The sequence below is a fragment of the Vibrio mediterranei genome (genome assembly GCF_900088415.1).
GTDB classification, from domain to species: Bacteria; Pseudomonadota; Gammaproteobacteria; order Enterobacterales; family Vibrionaceae; genus Vibrio; species Vibrio mediterranei.
In genome coordinates this window covers 240,945-256,329 of record NZ_FLLQ01000001.1, presented here as the reverse complement: position 1 = coordinate 256,329, position 15,385 = coordinate 240,945, and the positions used below count along the sequence as shown (strand labels likewise).

Sequence of the window (15,385 nt, the reverse complement as noted above, 5' to 3'; positions counted from 1 at the left end):
ACCCTAGTGTCAGCTTGTTGGGCAACAAGTGAGGGGCGACAAAGCTTTAGCTATTCGCTTTATTGGTATTTATCCAAATGTTAGCAAACGGGGCACTACAAAGGTGTGAATGAGATTACAAGTTAAAACTGAGGCCAGAAAATATGCAGCGCAAACCTCAAGACAATGGCGAAAATGATCAAAGCTACACCTAATCGATAACGTTTGTATTCATCAACGCTCATGGGAACGCGTTTATAGAACATCGTGACGACGCCCTTCCAATCTTGACTACGACGACCATATTGCACGATACCTGTGATAATGAACAATACACCGGCAAGTAACAGAAGTTTCTCTGTCCAAAAAACACCTTGCTCTATCATAACCCAACTCACTCCTTAAACTGGTTCGTAACTAGTTTATGATGGAAAGGCGTACTTTTCTGTAGAACTATAGTCTAATAGCGCACTTGTCATTAAGTCTGAAGCGATGTCTCGCCAACCGTCAATTTCTTCTATTAGATGTTGATGTTGTTTTTCTGTCACACTGCTGAGCGCAAGAGCTATGTATTTTTCTGCTACTAGTCGATTGTTAGCGATTTTAAGTTTTAGTTTCTCGCTATAAAAACTCTCACTGTCATTTAACAAACGCTGAAATTCTGGTTGAAAGTAGCCTAAGTCCGAGCGCCGGTTAAGCAACTGACGCATAAAGTGTTGCATCTGCTGACGATGGGCTTGCCAATCAAATACAGTAACATCCATTTCATTTGCCCAACGACTCGCAAGTGTTTTTTGCTGCTCCGTCAGAGGTCCGAACCAACGCTCCAAATTCTCTTCAATTCGCTGTTGGTAAATAAGTCGAACATCTTCGTCTTGGAGGCCTTGATACTTTTTAATGAACTTATCGTCTTTCTGCTCTAAATTTTCAAGTAACTCTTTCACTTGTTTATCTGTCATCTGTTGTGTCAATGCATACAGATCAGGGGTAATCTGAGCGACTAATCGTTTTGTATGCTGCCTCACCTGTTCCATCTGCAAAGAAACATATTCTGCATCCACAGTTTTTGGATCCTTATTTCGTATATCCGTCAACTGTTGTAGGTAACGAGGCAATTCATTGGACTTATGCCAATCACCAAGAACAAGAATACGCTCAGTTAATATTTCCTCCTGGCCGTCTTCAAGCGTTACATAGTCATCAATATAATCAACAATGAACCAATCCAAATTGCTATATAGAAATTTGGTAGTACACCCTGTTACAATTAACAAACTGACAAATAAGCCAAAACTCTTAACCCAGCCAACCTTTTTCATATAAATACTTCTTCCTTAATATACGTTAACGCGGACTTATACGAAGTTTAAGATAAGATTAGATTGAAAATGACTAAAGCGCCCAACTTTGAGCGCTTTTTAACTTGTTTAAATTTGTGGTCTTGCAGTTGAGTGCGTTGACGGAGGAAGGTGAGGTAAAGTGATCTCAGGCTGCTCGCCTGTAAGCGATCTTAAGAATGCGGTGATTTTCTTCGATTCGTCTTTAGTTAAGCTTTGCCCTAACTGAATATCAGCCATTACTTCTACTGCTTCTTGCAAATCCCATACAGAGCCGTCATGGAAGTATGGGTAGGTAAGTTCTATGTTGCGGAGTGTAGGAACTTTAAACACATATTTATCGAAATCCTTTCCTGTTACCGCGGCTCTGCCGATGTCTGGATTATCTGTTTTAAATGCTTTGACCAAGCCCATTTTTTGATACATCTGGCCTCCTGCAAGTGGTCCACTATGGCAAGCGGTACAGCCTTTTTGCTTAAACAACGAATAGCCTTCGACCTGTTCGGCAGTCAAGGCTGAATCATCACCTTTTAGCCACTTATCGAACGCCGCATTGGGGGTTCGAAGCGTTTTTTCAAACGTTGCAATAGCATCTGTTACTTCGTTAATGGTAAAGTTCTTTGAACCATACGCACTTTCAAACCACTGTTGGTATTGAGGGATGGATTGCAAAGTCCCAATAGCGAGTTCATGTGAAAACGCCATTTCTATCGGGTTTTCAATAGGCCCTGCGGCTTGCTCTTGAAGGTCTTTCGCACGTCCGTTCCAGAACTGTACGAAGTTTAAATCTGAGTTAAGAACCGTCGGTGAATTGATAGGTCCAATTGCCCACTTGTGACCGATAGAGCTTGGAAGATTATCTACACCACCTTTCGCCACATTGTGGCATGAATTACACGAGATCGTATTGGATGCAGACAACCTTGGTTCAAACCAAAGGGCTTTACCCAAGTCGACTTTTTGTTGGTCCAAGCCAACAACGGGTTCAATCACCTTAATCGGCTCTTGATCTTGCCTTTTCGCATTAACGTTAAATGCGATACCTACTGCTATTGCTGTTACTATTACATTTCTCATTGCTTATTCCTTTGCGCAAATATGTAAATATTAAATACAAGCGAATACCGACGATATATATCGTCTAGTTAGGTTATAATTATTATTAAAATCAACAAACTTATGGCTTATTTGTTCGTCGCAACAAAACAGTAAGGAAATATTAATCGCTTTTACAATGCAAATTTTAGATTAAGCTGATGAAAAAAAGGAATGTAAAGTTTAACAAGCTGCCATCCGCCTTTATTTATGGGGATTTGAAAAAATAATGAGAAATTAGTCATTACAGTAATTCTACATTTTGTTTACACACTTTATTGATTTAAATCAACCAGAAAATTTATCGTTAGAAAAGAAACGATACACTAGATCCATTTATTTCTTCATCACATTTCTCTAGTGAATTCCTAAAAGTCCACCATATGCGTTTCATCCAACGCTATACGTAATAACCGATATTCCAAATTGACACACCGATTTCGTTAACATGCTCCCAAATCAACCGGAGTACCCCCCATGAAAAAACCTTTATTTTCTTTACTGTTAGTCTCTACATTTGCCTTGCCTAGCTACGCAAACATCATCGTTGATATGCAAGGTGTGGACGAAAAAGACTACATCTACGATCTACACCAGTGCGAAGAGATGTCTGGACAAGTACAGAAGCAAAAATCATCAGGTGGAGCAATAAGCGGTGCAGCTAAAGGGGCTGCTTTAGGTTCAGCTGGCGTAGCAATCGCTGGTGGATCGGGTACTGAAGGCGCGAAAAAAGGTGCTGCAGTGGGAATGGCGGCTGGCGTTCTTGGCCGAAACCGCGCTAATCGTGAAAACTCAGAACAATATAACCAAGACAAGCAGACAGTAGTTAAAAACTGCATGACTAACCGTGGTTATGTGGTACTGAACTAATAATTGCTAAGTTCCTACCCAACAATTATAGTTTCCTTACATTAGCTAAATGGTATCAACTTGCCGATGAACGATCTCAATGCGCTACGCGTATTCCTAACCTTGATGCAAACGCAATCTACGTTAAAAACAGCCAAAGCATTAGGTCGTTCTCAGTCCTACGTCTCTAAAACGCTGGCTCAATTAAGGATCGACTTAGCGGACCCGCTGTTTGTACGCAGTGCAGAAGGCTTATCTCCGACTAGTTATGCTCAAAACATTGAGCCTAAACTAAGAAGTGCCCTCGCAGATATTACCGATGCTTTAAAGCCGGATACCTTCAATCCGAAGTCTGTGGATAAAATCACTTTACACATCATCGAGCCTTACTTAATCGGTTGTGGCAAAGAAATTATCGATGCCATTCGCTCGCATACATCAACGCCAATTGAAATCAGGCAATGGAACAAAAGCTCAGAATCGTTGCTTCTGACGGAAGAAGTCGATCTTGCAGTTCATGCTTTGACTGACAAACCGCAATCTATTTATCAGAAATATATTCATACTGGTACTGGTGTGTTATATGGCAATACGGACGGAGAATACGTTAAGTATATGGTTGCCGATCTAAATGAACATATTGATTGGTACAAGCTACTTGATAGTGACGCTCAAGCAACCATTTTCGTCGATAATCATGCCTTGATGACACAGTTAATGGAACAATGTTACACATTGCGGTATATCACGTCCGAAACACCAGAAAAAGCTCCCTTACATTTAGACATGGCTATCTTAACCAAGGCGTCGCGTAAAAATGAAGAAAAGGTAAAATGGCTAATAGAAATCGTTGAGCCGATTCTGAGACGTTATACCCCTCTCTCTTACAGCAGCACACCCAACTGATACTTGGACATAGTTCACATATTTTGGTTATCTTCGTCAGTTATTTCTTATAAATGAACAAAACACTCTTTTTTAATATGAAACCAGTTTTATTTCTTTGAAAAAAAAGCGGACCTCACCTATTTTTAGCAGTGATGTAATACATCGTACAGTTAACGATAAAAAGGACGTCATTATGAGAAAAACAGTGGTAGCAGCATCAATTATAGGAGCGATGACAGCTTTGCCAGTTATCGCCGACGAAGGGCTTTATCTGGGTGGCCGTTTAGGGGGGTCTCAACTCTCTGATGCGTGTAACATCTCAGGAGCACCTTGTACAGACAGTGGTTTCAGTGCTGGCTTCTTTGCCGGTTACGATTGGAATGACTATATCGCGCTCGAATTTGCTTATGATTGGCTAGGTAGTTATGAAACGTCATTTATTGACGGCACTGGGTATAAACAAGATGCCAATATGAGTGCTCTCACACTTGCGCCTAAATTCTCTTATCCTTTCACTGACGATTGGTCAGTGTTCGGTAAGGTTGGTGCGGCATACACAACTTACGGCGATAGAACGTCGACAGCATTAATGGGTGGCGTTGGTGTTGAATACGATTTCGCTACCGCTTGGTCTGGACGCTTGGAGTATCAACGAATTAACGACGCTAAAGATGATTGGTTTAACACAGATGTCGATACATTCTGGCTAGGCGTTTCATACTCGTTTGGTAATGCAGCAGCTGCAGCGGCGGCTACTGCGGCGGCAGCTACTGCAGCTCAAGCACCTGCAGAAGAACCACCTGTAGTAGAAGCGGTAGTGATGACTAAGACATTTGAGCAAGTGTCTGGTCAAGAGAACTTTGCATTTAACAGTACTGAGCTTGATGAGAGTAAGAAGTCTGACTTTGATCCACTTATCGCTCTAATGCAAGATCACCCAGAGTCAACGGTAACCATCACCGGTTATACTGATTCATCTGGTCCCGAAGAGGTCAATCAACGAATTTCTGAAGAGCGCGCTGAATCCATCGCCGCTTACTTGGAATCTCAAGGTATAGAACGTTCGAGAATGACGGTTAGTGGCATGGGCGAAGCTAACCCAATTGCCGACAACTCAACGAAGGAAGGTCGTGCGCAAAACCGTCGCGTTGAAATTACTGTTCCTGAGTTCGAATACACCACAGAAGAAATGGTAGAAAAAACTCAATAGTAATCTTTAAGAGCAAAAAGAAACCGAGCTTAGCTCGGTTTCTTTTTTTATGCTTTAAGTGCTTGTTCCAAGTCGGCCAGTATGTCATCTATATGCTCAATACCAACTGAAAGCCTAATCATCTCAGGACGCACTCCCGCTTCTAACTGTTCAGACTCACTCATTTGTCTATGAGTTGTAGAAGCAGGATGACACGCTAACGATTTCGCATCGCCAATGTTCACCAATCTCTTAAATATTTGTAACGCGTCATAAAAACGTACACCAGCTTCATAACCGTCTTTTAAGCCAAAAGAAAGAATTGCTGAGGGTTTCCCACTCATATATTTGCACGCCAGTTCATAGTGCGCCGAATCTTCTAAACCTGCATAAGACACCCAACTCACTTTCTCGTGTTGCTGTAAATATTGCGCCACTTTCAAGGCATTTTCAGTATGGCGCTCCATACGTAAAGGGAGAGTTTCTAAACCTTGTAACAACATAAATGCGTTCATCGGAGAGAGCGCTGACCCTGTATTGCGCAAAGGTACGGTTCTAGCTCGACCTATAAACGCTGCTGGACCAAATGCCTCGGTATAAACCACACCATGATAAGATGGCTCTGGTTGATTGAAAACTGGGAATCGCGCTTTATGCTGGTCCCAAGGAAACTTCCCAGAATCGATAATCACACCGCCGAGCGAAGTCCCATGTCCGCCAACATACTTTGTCAAAGAATGCACCACTATGTCCGCACCATACTCGATGGGTTTACAAAGTATCGGAGTCGCAACAGTATTGTCGACAATGACAGGAACGCCTTGTTGATGTGCCAACGAAGAAATACCTTCTAGATCGACGATATTCCCTGCCGGGTTACCAATCGATTCGCAGTAAACTGCTTTGGTATTTTCGTCAATTAGCTCGGCAATCGATTCTGGCTTGTCATCTTTAGCAAACTTTACTTGAATCCCTTGCTTGGGCAACATATGAGCAAATAATGTGTATGTTCCGCCATAAAGTTGAGGCGTCGAGACAATGTTATCTCCGGCTTCAGCTAGAGTCAGAATGGCATAGTTAATCGCGGCACTACCAGCACTAACCACCAACCCAGCGATTCCCCCTTCTAAAGCAGCCATGCGCTGTTCGAGTACATCATTCGTTGGGTTCATAATGCGAGTATAAATATTACCTGGTACTTCTAAATTGAATAGATCCGCTCCGTGCTGTGCGCTATCAAATTCGTACGCTACCGTTTGGTAAATGGGCGTCGCGACTGATTTTGTCGTAGGGTCCGTTTCATATCCGTGATGAATTGATAGTGTTTCGTCTTTCATTGTCGTTCCTTTTACAAAGTCCTATCTTTCTGGACGTTTTTAAGCGTCAGCCTTGCAGTATTTCATTACTAAATCGAGAATTCTTTGAATCAGTCCAAAAAACCAACATGAGTTTTGCTTTTAAACCTGATGTTTTATCGGTTTTACCAATTAATGAAATAAGTAGAGCCAGTTATACGTGCTTCAACAATCCTAGTATTGTTGTAACATAAACCAAGAGAAGAGAAATCCATATGATCGACAAAGCACTGATCGTCGAAGGTGGCGCAATGCGAGGCATATTTGCGGCAGGTGTATTGGACGCATTTTTAGAGCAGTCCCACAACCCATACCACTTCGTTATCGGCGTTTCTGCTGGAGCATCGAACCTACTGGGATATTTAGGGAATGCTCCTGGTCGAAGCTATCAAGTCATTAAAGAGCTCGCGACTAGCAAGCAGTTTTACAACCCTAGACGATTTGTATCTGGGGGACATCTCGTGGATGTAAAATGGCTATACGAAGAATCCAATAGACAGTTTCCACTCGACCAAGACACGGTATTCAATTCAGTACCTTTTATTGCCGCAGCTACAAATGTTTCAACAGGTCTACCGGATTACTATGAAGTCACTCGCTCCAATATCGCTAAAGCATTAGAGGCAACCGCTTCATTACCTCTAGCCTATAAAGAAACGCCTTGCTTTGATGGTGGATGTTATACCGATGGTGGCGTAGCAGATTCTATTCCCGTACGTGAGGCTTATCGTCGAGGAGCCAGAGACATAACGGTTATCCTGTCTCATCCGTTAAGCTATGAAATGCCCAAACCTAAATCAGGTTGGCTGATGAAAAAGATGTTTGTCAAACACCCAAATGTAGGCCGAGCACTCACTAAACGCGCTCAAAACTACAATGAGTCTTTGGATTTTATCAAGAACCCGCCACTTGACTGCGTCATTCGTGTCATCTCTCCACCAGAGCATTTCCCGGTGCGACGTTTAACAATGAAAAAAGAGTTGCTGGATGTAGGTTACGATATGGGACGAGACGAAGGAAGAAAGCATGTTCACCACCTTAGAGGTGAACATGTCTATCAACAAGAAGAGTGCCCTTTTTGCTAACAACCGGTGTTTTAGGAACAGACCTTACAAGCGATTATGCTAGCTCAAACGTGATTACGTACAATTCGTTCTCACTAGGATAGATGTCACGGATGACCTCTTTTAGCTGAGGCAAAGTCATGTTCTCTTGATGAGCGTGAGCCTCATTAATGTCGTCGTATTGGATCGCCTCAATAGAAACAATGTTTAAATTTCCAAACTTTCTACCAGTTTCAAACGTTGCAACAGGAATAACTCGTCCTAATTCAAAATCAATTTCTGTTTTGTCGCGAATCGTAATTGTTTTCTTACCTGACAAAATATCAGTTTCGAACCTTTCGAAAAACGTGATTTGGTCTAGCATACAATACCCTTAATTAACCAAACTTACTGTACTACCAACTCGCGATGCATGGACATCTAGACGAAGTGGCATTTGTTCTTTTAATTCGGAGACATGGGAAATAATCCCAATTGTTCGTCCGCTTTGTTGAAGTTCAACTAGAGTCTGAACTGCAAGGTCAAGTGACTCTGGATCTAAGCTACCGAATCCTTCATCGATAAACAGCGTATCCAATCGAATGCCGCCACTATAGGATTGAACAACATCTGACAAGCCTAGTGCCAAGGAAAGCGCTGCCATAAATGACTCACCACCCGAGAGCGTCGCCACATCACGCCATTTTCCTGTATATGCATCCTCTACTATCAAATCCAAGCCAGACCCTGCATTACCTTTACTTCGTGTTTCTTTTCGTTTTAGGTCATATCGACCTTTACTCATCAATCTCAATCGTTGTGATGCTTGGATAAGTACGTCGTCAAGCAATACACCTAATACAAAACGATGAAGACTAATTTTATTACCCGTCTTACCATTAGCCACGTCACTCAATGTCCCAACCACTTGATATTGCTTATCAAGCTCTGCATTTTGCGACATCAACGAGTTCACTCTAGCTAATACGTTATTTAGGCTATCCAATTTAGATTGCTGTTGTTGGTACTGACCTAACATATGTTGATACGATGCATCTGTTTCATTTTTGGCAACAAGCAGTTCCTGGACGTTCGGATGCTCAGCGCCTTTCAACTCTTCAGTTAATAGTTTCAACTGCTCACTAACTCTAACCTCATCTCGAACAAACGTCTCAAGTTCAAGCTCAAGTGCAGCGATACGTGGCTCGTCTACTATCGAGGACAAGAAGGCTTCCTCGTCAGAAAAATGACTACTCAACAGTAGAGTCTTCCACCTCTCTACTGAAGACGCATGTTCGTTTGATAAGTCATTCAATTGCTTAGTTAATGTGTCCAAATGAGACTGATATTTAACCAAGGTTTCTGCTGTCTGATTAGCATAGCGCTGTGCTGCTTCAAGCGCCTGAGAAAGCTGTGTTAGTTCATCAGAGATTGAAGCTTGACGCTGAAAGACTAATTGCGCATTAGCGTATCCAGTCTTGTTGTTCGATTCCAATTGTACAACCACTGCTCTCAGTTGCTCTTTTGAAATTGCCGCTTTATTGACTGAATTCGTTAACGTGTTTAATAACTCTTGCTTAGCTGATGTTTCGCTAACGTGTTTGTTAAGCTGCGATTCCATAGCGTTTAAATCAATCTTGTTGAGCTCACTAATTTTGTTTTCAAGCATCGTTATTTGATTCTGCGTTTCAATAGCAGATTGATCTAACTTTGCCTCTTCTAACTCTAATGAATTTATAAGGTCGCTTCGCTGTAATACGGCACTGTCTAGAACACTATTTAGTCTTACTAGCTCTTGTTGCTGCTGGTTTAGCTCTGCATTTACGCTCGTTTCATTGGCTCTAAGGTCATTCAATTGTTGTAAGCTAACGGTTTCCTGTGATGGTGCAGCTAGTTTAGGGTGTTCAACACTACCACAAACTGGACACGCGGTACCTTCTTCAAGAGTCGCGGCCAATATCGAGGCTTGACTAGAATGCCAAGCTATTTCACATTCTGTACGCTTGCGAGTAGCGGCTTGAGCTGAAGCTGACAAGTTTTCAACCGTAGATTGAGTGTCATTTCGCTGTTTCTGCAAGGCTACAATATTCGCGGCTAATGTTTTAAGTGTTTCAATACCTTGCCATTGTTTTCGCCGCTCATTGAGTGACATTGTCACTTCACTAAGTTTCTGCTTCTCTTTTCCAGCGTCAGTTAACGATTTTTCAAGCGTTAGAGTTTGCGCCTGAAGTCGTTCGACTTCATCGGCTATTTGTTTATGCTGATCTACATATGTGTTGAATTGACTGTCAGCATGTTGAGCTTCTCGCCTTTTATCATCAAGTTGGTTCAGAGCTTTTTCTAACTGCTTTAAGGAATAGCTTTCTTCATTGAGCGCTTCACTTCTTTTATGAACCACTTTTTGTTGTTCCAAAGCAGTAATAGACGCATCTCTTTCCTTTTCCGCTTGTTGGATTTTTCCACGCCCAATATCAATACGTTCCGATAAAGTTGACATGTTTTGTGCAAGCTTTATGGTTTCATCAAAAGTAGGTTTGATCTTTATTGCCTGCTTGTGACTCGTCATAATTTGCTTGTTTAGTGCAATTTCTCCACGTTTGTCGTTTAGCGTTTTCGCCTCAGCCTCTAAGTTATTCTTAGCTTGGAATCTCTTTTCTAGTGACTGCGCTTGATCATATGTTTGCTGAGCTTGGTTTTTTCTCTTTTCAACGACCTGTAATTCTTGCTTTGCTCGCTCAACATTGGGAGATAACATGTCTAAAGAGTCATTGAGCTGCTGTAAAGATTCAAGAGAAGCTACATCTAATGCGCCTTTAATTTGGTTATCAAATTCCTCTTTCGCTTTGCGAATACCTGCTGCTTTATCAAAAAGAGTACGTTCTATCGCCGTATAGACTTGTGTTTGAAATAACTGACCAAAGATAGATTCCCTCTCTTTAGAACTTGCGGTTAGCAACTCTCTAAACTTTCCTTGAGGAATCACCATCACTTGTCGAAACTGCTTAACGTCAAGTCCTAGCAGTTCTTGTATCGCGACACCTACTTGTTTAGGTTTATTAGCAATAAGCGTGTTGTCGTTAAGCTTAAGTAATGTAGCACTATGGCTTCGTTTTGTTGTACCTTCTCCACGCTGTTTTGGAACTTCCTGATCGGGACTACGAGTAACCTCATACTTCTCACCCGACAGTTCAAACTCAAATACCAAGGTGGTCAGCGTTTTACTATCGGCATAATCACAACGCATTTGATCGCCAGTACGCTCGCTTCCAGTGGTCTCGCCATAAAGCGCGTAGCAAATCGCATCCAGTATTGAGCTTTTTCCAGAGCCTGTAGGGCCATTGATAAGAAAAAGCGGACAATCACCTAGCTGAGAAAAATCAATAATCTCTTTACCAGAGAATGGACCAAACGCCTGCAGAGTCAGTTTTAAAGGTTTCACTATTGATTACTCCTCAGACTGCTTTTTCAACGACATTACAACTTCTGATAACATGTCCTTTTGATTGTCTGTCATTTCGTCACCTTGGACTTCCAGGAAAAAGTCCCTGAACATATCCACTTCAGAACGACCTAAACGGGCTTGTGATATTTCTTTATCCACACCGACCAACATTCCAGGCTTTTCTAAATGAAGTACGTTTGGGTAGACCTCTCTTAACTTCGCCATAGGATCGAGAATCGCGTGCTTATCCGTCAGTCTTACCAATAGATAATCATCAGAATTTGCATCACTTCGACCTAGTTCAAGTAAGTTCTCTAACTCTCCTTCAAGCACTCGCATATCGTGCGGAGCGTTTAAAGGCAAAGCTCTTGTGGTAATCTCGCCACTCTCATCGCAGATTTCCACCAACGTCACGCTTTTTCTATGATGCTGCTCTGAAAACGAATACTTCATGATAGAGCCTGAATAACGAATGGTTTCTAGTCCTCGTTTTTGAGCTTGATGAAGATGGCCTAACGCGACGTAATCAAACGACTTAAAATGTTCATAGCTAACACGATCGGCTCCCCCTATTGATAATGTTCTCTCCGATTCACAAGTCTCAGCACCATCAATAAAACAATGGCTAATAACTATATTATGTACATCTTTATCTAGGACATTACCGATCTGAGAGGTAAGGTACGCATGAGCGTCGTCATGATTATTGATTTGGATATCATAATGGTGCCTCACCGTTTCAGGGTCGCTATAAGGCATACCATAGAAGTGAACGACTCTATCTTGATCGGAAACAATCTCGACAGGAGTACAGAGTTGCTCAAGTGAACTAATAATGTGTAGGCCTGCTTTATCAAATTGCTTTGAACCGAATCCCAACCTCTTTGCCCCGTCATGGTTACCGGAAATCATAATTACCGGCACGTTCAAATCTTGAACCATGTGATTCAAAAAACCATCGAGCACTTCAATAGCTGCGGTTGGTGGTACTGAACGATCATAGATATCACCAGCAATGACTATGGCGTCAATTTGGTTTTCAGTAACGTATCGAGTGATTTGGTTCAAGACTTGCTTTTGATCTTCAAGCAAAGAGACATTGTGAAACTGTCTCCCTAAATGCCAATCAGAGGTATGGATAAATTTCATGTGGTTCAATTTGTTATCGATGATTTCCTTTTAGCAAAGTATATCATCAGCGCTTCAAATTCCTGCGAAAAACTTCTCGCTGAAGCCACTTAGCCTTAATTGCCATATTCTTAGCTATAACTGCCAAAAAATGGGGGTTTTATGAATTTTGATATCAGTTTAGTTATAAATATCACTACTCCCCGACAAAAATAAAAACGGGTAAAAGGGTTTATGAGAGTCAACCACAGTTGATTTAACTGTAATTACTCGCGATGTTGGTCATGTGTGTTTCATTATGCCGTGGTCACGTTATCAGCTTTGCTTTTTGTAACTTAGCTGATATCACAATTGGTTGATTTTCTCTTATCGCGGCCTACTCATGGATGGCAGGCCGCACTTTTAATCCACTCAAAGATACGTCAGACAAACAATGTCTAGAACAATAATAAAGGAGACGAAAATGAAAGCTCCACAGCGAAAAGATAGAATTGAAGACCTTCTGCAAGGGGTCGCTAAAGAAGTACATGCCTACCTTCACGAATGCGGACGTTCAACTTCCGATGGTTGGGTTTCTTCCGTGACGATTCAGAAACAACTTGGTCTAAAGCATCATTGTAACCCCATTGGGTGTTCAAATGACACGCCCAAAAGCTGGGTCTTTAGCGTCATTATGAGAAAACTACAAGACCAAGGTAAAGTAGAGTATAAAAAAGTGGGGTCCCGCGTTACCTATCGAAGCCGTACCTGCGTGCATTGACAATCGACAACCGTTACCAATAAGAAAGGAGCCTTACAGCTCCTTTCTTATTGGTAGAATCAAACTAAAACAGGCTCCGCCCAGTTCACTGTGACTAACTTCCACATCTCCTCCATGGCGAAGCATAATGTGTTTCACAATGGCAAGACCTAGTCCATAGCCCCCAGATGCCCTATCCCTTGCTTTATCGACACGATAAAACGGTTCAAACAGCATACTCCAATGTTCTGGTTCAATCCCGATGCCATCATCATGAACTTCGATTGCTATATGGTCAGAATCTGGAACTACTTTTACAACAATCGTATCTTTTGCATAGCGTTTAGCATTACCAACCAGGTTTACTAATGCCCTGCATAACAGAAAACCATCAATCTGTGTTAGTAACTCGGTCTGATAGGTTTGTAGAAGAAACTTTTGACCAATGTGATGTTCCCATTTGGTGTGATTCTCTTTGAGCCATTCTACTAGGTTTACACTCTCTAAATTAATAGCAGCATCAGGTCGTTCCACTCGGGCATAATAGAGCAACTCATCCACTAACTTTTCCATGTCTTCAGTATCTTCAATAATACTGGTTAGCTGCTTTTTAGCTTCTGGGTCTTGTATCTGTTCAAGCAGGATCTCGCTTTGCCATTGAATCCTAAATATTGGAGTTCGCAGTTCATGAGCAACGGCATTAGTTAATGCTTTATTACTGATCATAAGGTCAGCAATCTTGGTCGCCATTCTATTAAAAGTACGATTAAGCTTGCCTAACCTCACCCAATGACGCTCTGAGGCTCTCGCTGCAAAATTACCACTGGCAAATTCCATCGCTGTTTTCTCCAAAACCCTTAAACGACGGCTCAAGAACCAAATGAGGACAAAGCTGAATGCAACAAAGCTTGCTAAGAAAAACAGCCACACTACTTGATTCCCAAACTCAATAGCTTTAATCAGCTCAGAGTCTGGGTCATCAGAGAGCTCAAAGTAATTAGGGTTGTTGTCAAACTTCAACCATAAATGACTGTCATCATTTAACAAAAAATGCGTATCTTGGTTTTCTTTGAAATATTCACTGATGGGCTCTGGAAGCTTATCTTGCGGATATTGCTCTAACAAACGGTGTGTTTTATTTGCGAAAAGCTCCATTAGTTCAATGGCTTGCTCATCACTTTCATTGGTTGACACATGATTCATGATGTCACGAAACGCTTCCACACGAAGGTTAGCGTCGACTAAATCAGGATCCGTCTTACCGTAAATTAAGTATTCATAACCATAGATACTGGCTGCGAACAGTAAGATCAATCCTACTAGAGACTCTACAAATATACGCCACACAATAAGCTACCTTAGTGTTTCCAACCATCGGCAACAAATAGATAGCCTTTTCCACGCACAGTGATGATACCTTTAGGGTTTGTCGCATCATCAGAAAGTTTTTTACGTAGCGTCACTATACGGTTGTCGATAGTACGATCAATACCATCATAGTCTATGCCGCGTAATTGGCGAGTAAGGTAGTCTCTTGAAAGAACCTCCCCAGCCGATTTTCCAAGTAACCACAATAGGTCAAACTCACTGTCAGTCAGAGCTACATCAACATTGTCATACTTACAGCTTCTGCTTTTTTGGCAAATAACTAAGCTGCCAAAGGACATAGAATTTCCGTCTACTTGTACGTGGTCGTCCGCTGGGCGTCGTAATAAATTACGGACACGAGCTAGCAATACACGAGGCTTAATCGGTTTAGATACGAAGTCATCAGCCCCTGTTTCTAACGCAGCAACGTGATCAAAATCGTCATCACTGGCCGTGAGCATTAATATTTTTCCCTGATAACTGTCTCGAACCTCTCTACATATAGACAAGCCGTCTTGGCCTGGAAGCATGAGGTCTAAGATTGTAATGTCAGGATTGAACTCGGTAATTAGCTCAGCTGCTTCATTGCCTTCGAAAACTGTCTTTACCTCAAAACCTTGAGCTTTAAAGTAATCGCCTAACATCACGTTGAGCTTCGTGTCATCTTCTACAATTAACAATTTTTGATTTACCATGATTGAGTCCAACTCTTATCTATATTGATCGCAACAATACATAAATTTACATAATACTACAATCAGACCTGTTTACAGGTGCGTCAGATTATTCTTAGCACGCGTGTTGGTGCATATAACTACATTTATACAAATTAACTCTATAATACAATAACTTATCCCATCACTCTAATCAGTATTAATTGAACGCCGTACAAAATACAGCGCTAGTCTCTTTTTTAGATCCTACTGTATGGATTTGTCAGAATCCAGAAGACAGAACATTACATTTTATAAAA

At 41.6% G+C, this 15,385-nt stretch carries 13 protein-coding genes and 2 pseudogenes; 5 read left to right on the top strand and 10 right to left on the bottom strand.

Going from position 1 to position 15,385, the window contains the following annotated elements; translation table 11 throughout:
• Positions 1 to 122 precede the first annotated feature (122 nt).
• The 3 genes from VME0621_RS01130 to VME0621_RS01120 all read right to left on the bottom strand — a co-directional run bounded on the left by VME0621_RS01130 (position 123) and on the right by VME0621_RS01120 (position 2,393).
• A complete protein-coding gene (locus VME0621_RS01130) occupies positions 123 to 365 on the bottom strand; it encodes a hypothetical protein (protein ID WP_006073638.1) in 243 nt (80 codons plus the stop codon).
• Positions 366 to 401: 36 nt separating this feature from the next.
• Positions 402 to 1,298 carry a DUF6279 family lipoprotein gene (locus VME0621_RS01125; protein ID WP_062461467.1) on the bottom strand — a complete coding sequence of 299 codons (897 nt, stop codon included), beginning with the start codon at positions 1,296 to 1,298 and terminating at the stop codon, positions 402 to 404.
• 108 nt (positions 1,299 to 1,406) lie between these two features.
• The gene (locus tag VME0621_RS01120; protein WP_062461464.1) at positions 1,407 to 2,393 is read right to left on the bottom strand and encodes a cytochrome-c peroxidase; all 987 of its coding nucleotides are present in this window, start codon (positions 2,391 to 2,393) and stop codon (positions 1,407 to 1,409) included.
• 495 nt (positions 2,394 to 2,888) lie between these two features.
• Between VME0621_RS01120 and VME0621_RS01115 the strand changes: the two genes are divergently transcribed.
• The 3 genes from VME0621_RS01115 (at position 2,889) to VME0621_RS01105 (ending at position 5,358) form a co-directional block, all read left to right on the top strand.
• Positions 2,889 to 3,281: a glycine zipper family protein gene (locus VME0621_RS01115; RefSeq protein WP_062461461.1), complete on the top strand. Its 393-nt coding sequence runs from the start codon at positions 2,889 to 2,891 to the stop codon at positions 3,279 to 3,281.
• Positions 3,282 to 3,347: 66 nt separating this feature from the next.
• Complete coding sequence (locus VME0621_RS01110) at positions 3,348 to 4,166, top strand: LysR family transcriptional regulator (protein ID WP_038226931.1); 819 nt, start codon at positions 3,348 to 3,350, stop codon at positions 4,164 to 4,166.
• A gap of 175 nt (positions 4,167 to 4,341) precedes the next feature.
• Entirely contained in the window at positions 4,342 to 5,358 is a 1,017-nt protein-coding gene (locus tag VME0621_RS01105) for an OmpA family protein (protein WP_062461458.1), read from the top strand.
• Positions 5,359 to 5,405: 47 nt separating this feature from the next.
• On the opposite strand, the gene VME0621_RS01100 is transcribed toward VME0621_RS01105, so the two are convergent.
• The gene (locus VME0621_RS01100; protein ID WP_062461455.1) at positions 5,406 to 6,674 is read right to left on the bottom strand and encodes an O-acetylhomoserine aminocarboxypropyltransferase/cysteine synthase family protein; all 1,269 of its coding nucleotides are present in this window, start codon (positions 6,672 to 6,674) and stop codon (positions 5,406 to 5,408) included.
• A 233-nt stretch (positions 6,675 to 6,907) separates the two neighbouring features.
• Between VME0621_RS01100 and VME0621_RS01095 the strand changes: the two genes are divergently transcribed.
• A complete protein-coding gene (locus tag VME0621_RS01095) occupies positions 6,908 to 7,777 on the top strand; it encodes a patatin-like phospholipase family protein (RefSeq protein WP_038226936.1) in 870 nt (289 codons plus the stop codon).
• 34 nt (positions 7,778 to 7,811) lie between these two features.
• Here the strand turns inward: VME0621_RS01095 and yqfB are convergent, their stop codons facing one another.
• From yqfB to VME0621_RS01080, 4 genes and pseudogenes are all read right to left on the bottom strand, one after another.
• Positions 7,812 to 8,120: a N(4)-acetylcytidine aminohydrolase gene (yqfB, locus tag VME0621_RS01090; protein ID WP_038226938.1), complete on the bottom strand. Its 309-nt coding sequence runs from the start codon at positions 8,118 to 8,120 to the stop codon at positions 7,812 to 7,814.
• A gap of 9 nt (positions 8,121 to 8,129) precedes the next feature.
• Positions 8,130 to 9,725: pseudogene (locus VME0621_RS27100) on the bottom strand (SbcC/MukB-like Walker B domain-containing protein); the annotation flags it as partial.
• Positions 9,726 to 10,504: 779 nt separating this feature from the next.
• A pseudogene (locus tag VME0621_RS27095) lies at positions 10,505 to 11,174 on the bottom strand (AAA family ATPase); the annotation flags it as partial.
• Between the two features lie 6 nt (positions 11,175 to 11,180).
• Positions 11,181 to 12,326: an exonuclease SbcCD subunit D gene (locus VME0621_RS01080; protein ID WP_062461449.1), complete on the bottom strand. Its 1,146-nt coding sequence runs from the start codon at positions 12,324 to 12,326 to the stop codon at positions 11,181 to 11,183.
• Positions 12,327 to 12,768: 442 nt separating this feature from the next.
• On the opposite strand from VME0621_RS01080, the gene VME0621_RS01075 reads away from it, so the two are divergent.
• The gene (locus VME0621_RS01075) at positions 12,769 to 13,065 is read left to right on the top strand and encodes a hypothetical protein (protein ID WP_038226944.1); all 297 of its coding nucleotides are present in this window, start codon (positions 12,769 to 12,771) and stop codon (positions 13,063 to 13,065) included.
• A gap of 33 nt (positions 13,066 to 13,098) precedes the next feature.
• On the opposite strand, the gene VME0621_RS01070 is transcribed toward VME0621_RS01075, so the two are convergent.
• Both VME0621_RS01070 and VME0621_RS01065 read right to left on the bottom strand, forming a co-directional pair.
• Positions 13,099 to 14,391, bottom strand: a complete 1,293-nt coding sequence (locus tag VME0621_RS01070) for an ATP-binding protein (protein ID WP_062461445.1) — start codon at positions 14,389 to 14,391, stop codon at positions 13,099 to 13,101.
• An 11-nt stretch (positions 14,392 to 14,402) separates the two neighbouring features.
• Positions 14,403 to 15,110: a response regulator gene (locus VME0621_RS01065; protein WP_038227740.1), complete on the bottom strand. Its 708-nt coding sequence runs from the start codon at positions 15,108 to 15,110 to the stop codon at positions 14,403 to 14,405.
• Positions 15,111 to 15,385 lie beyond the last annotated feature (275 nt).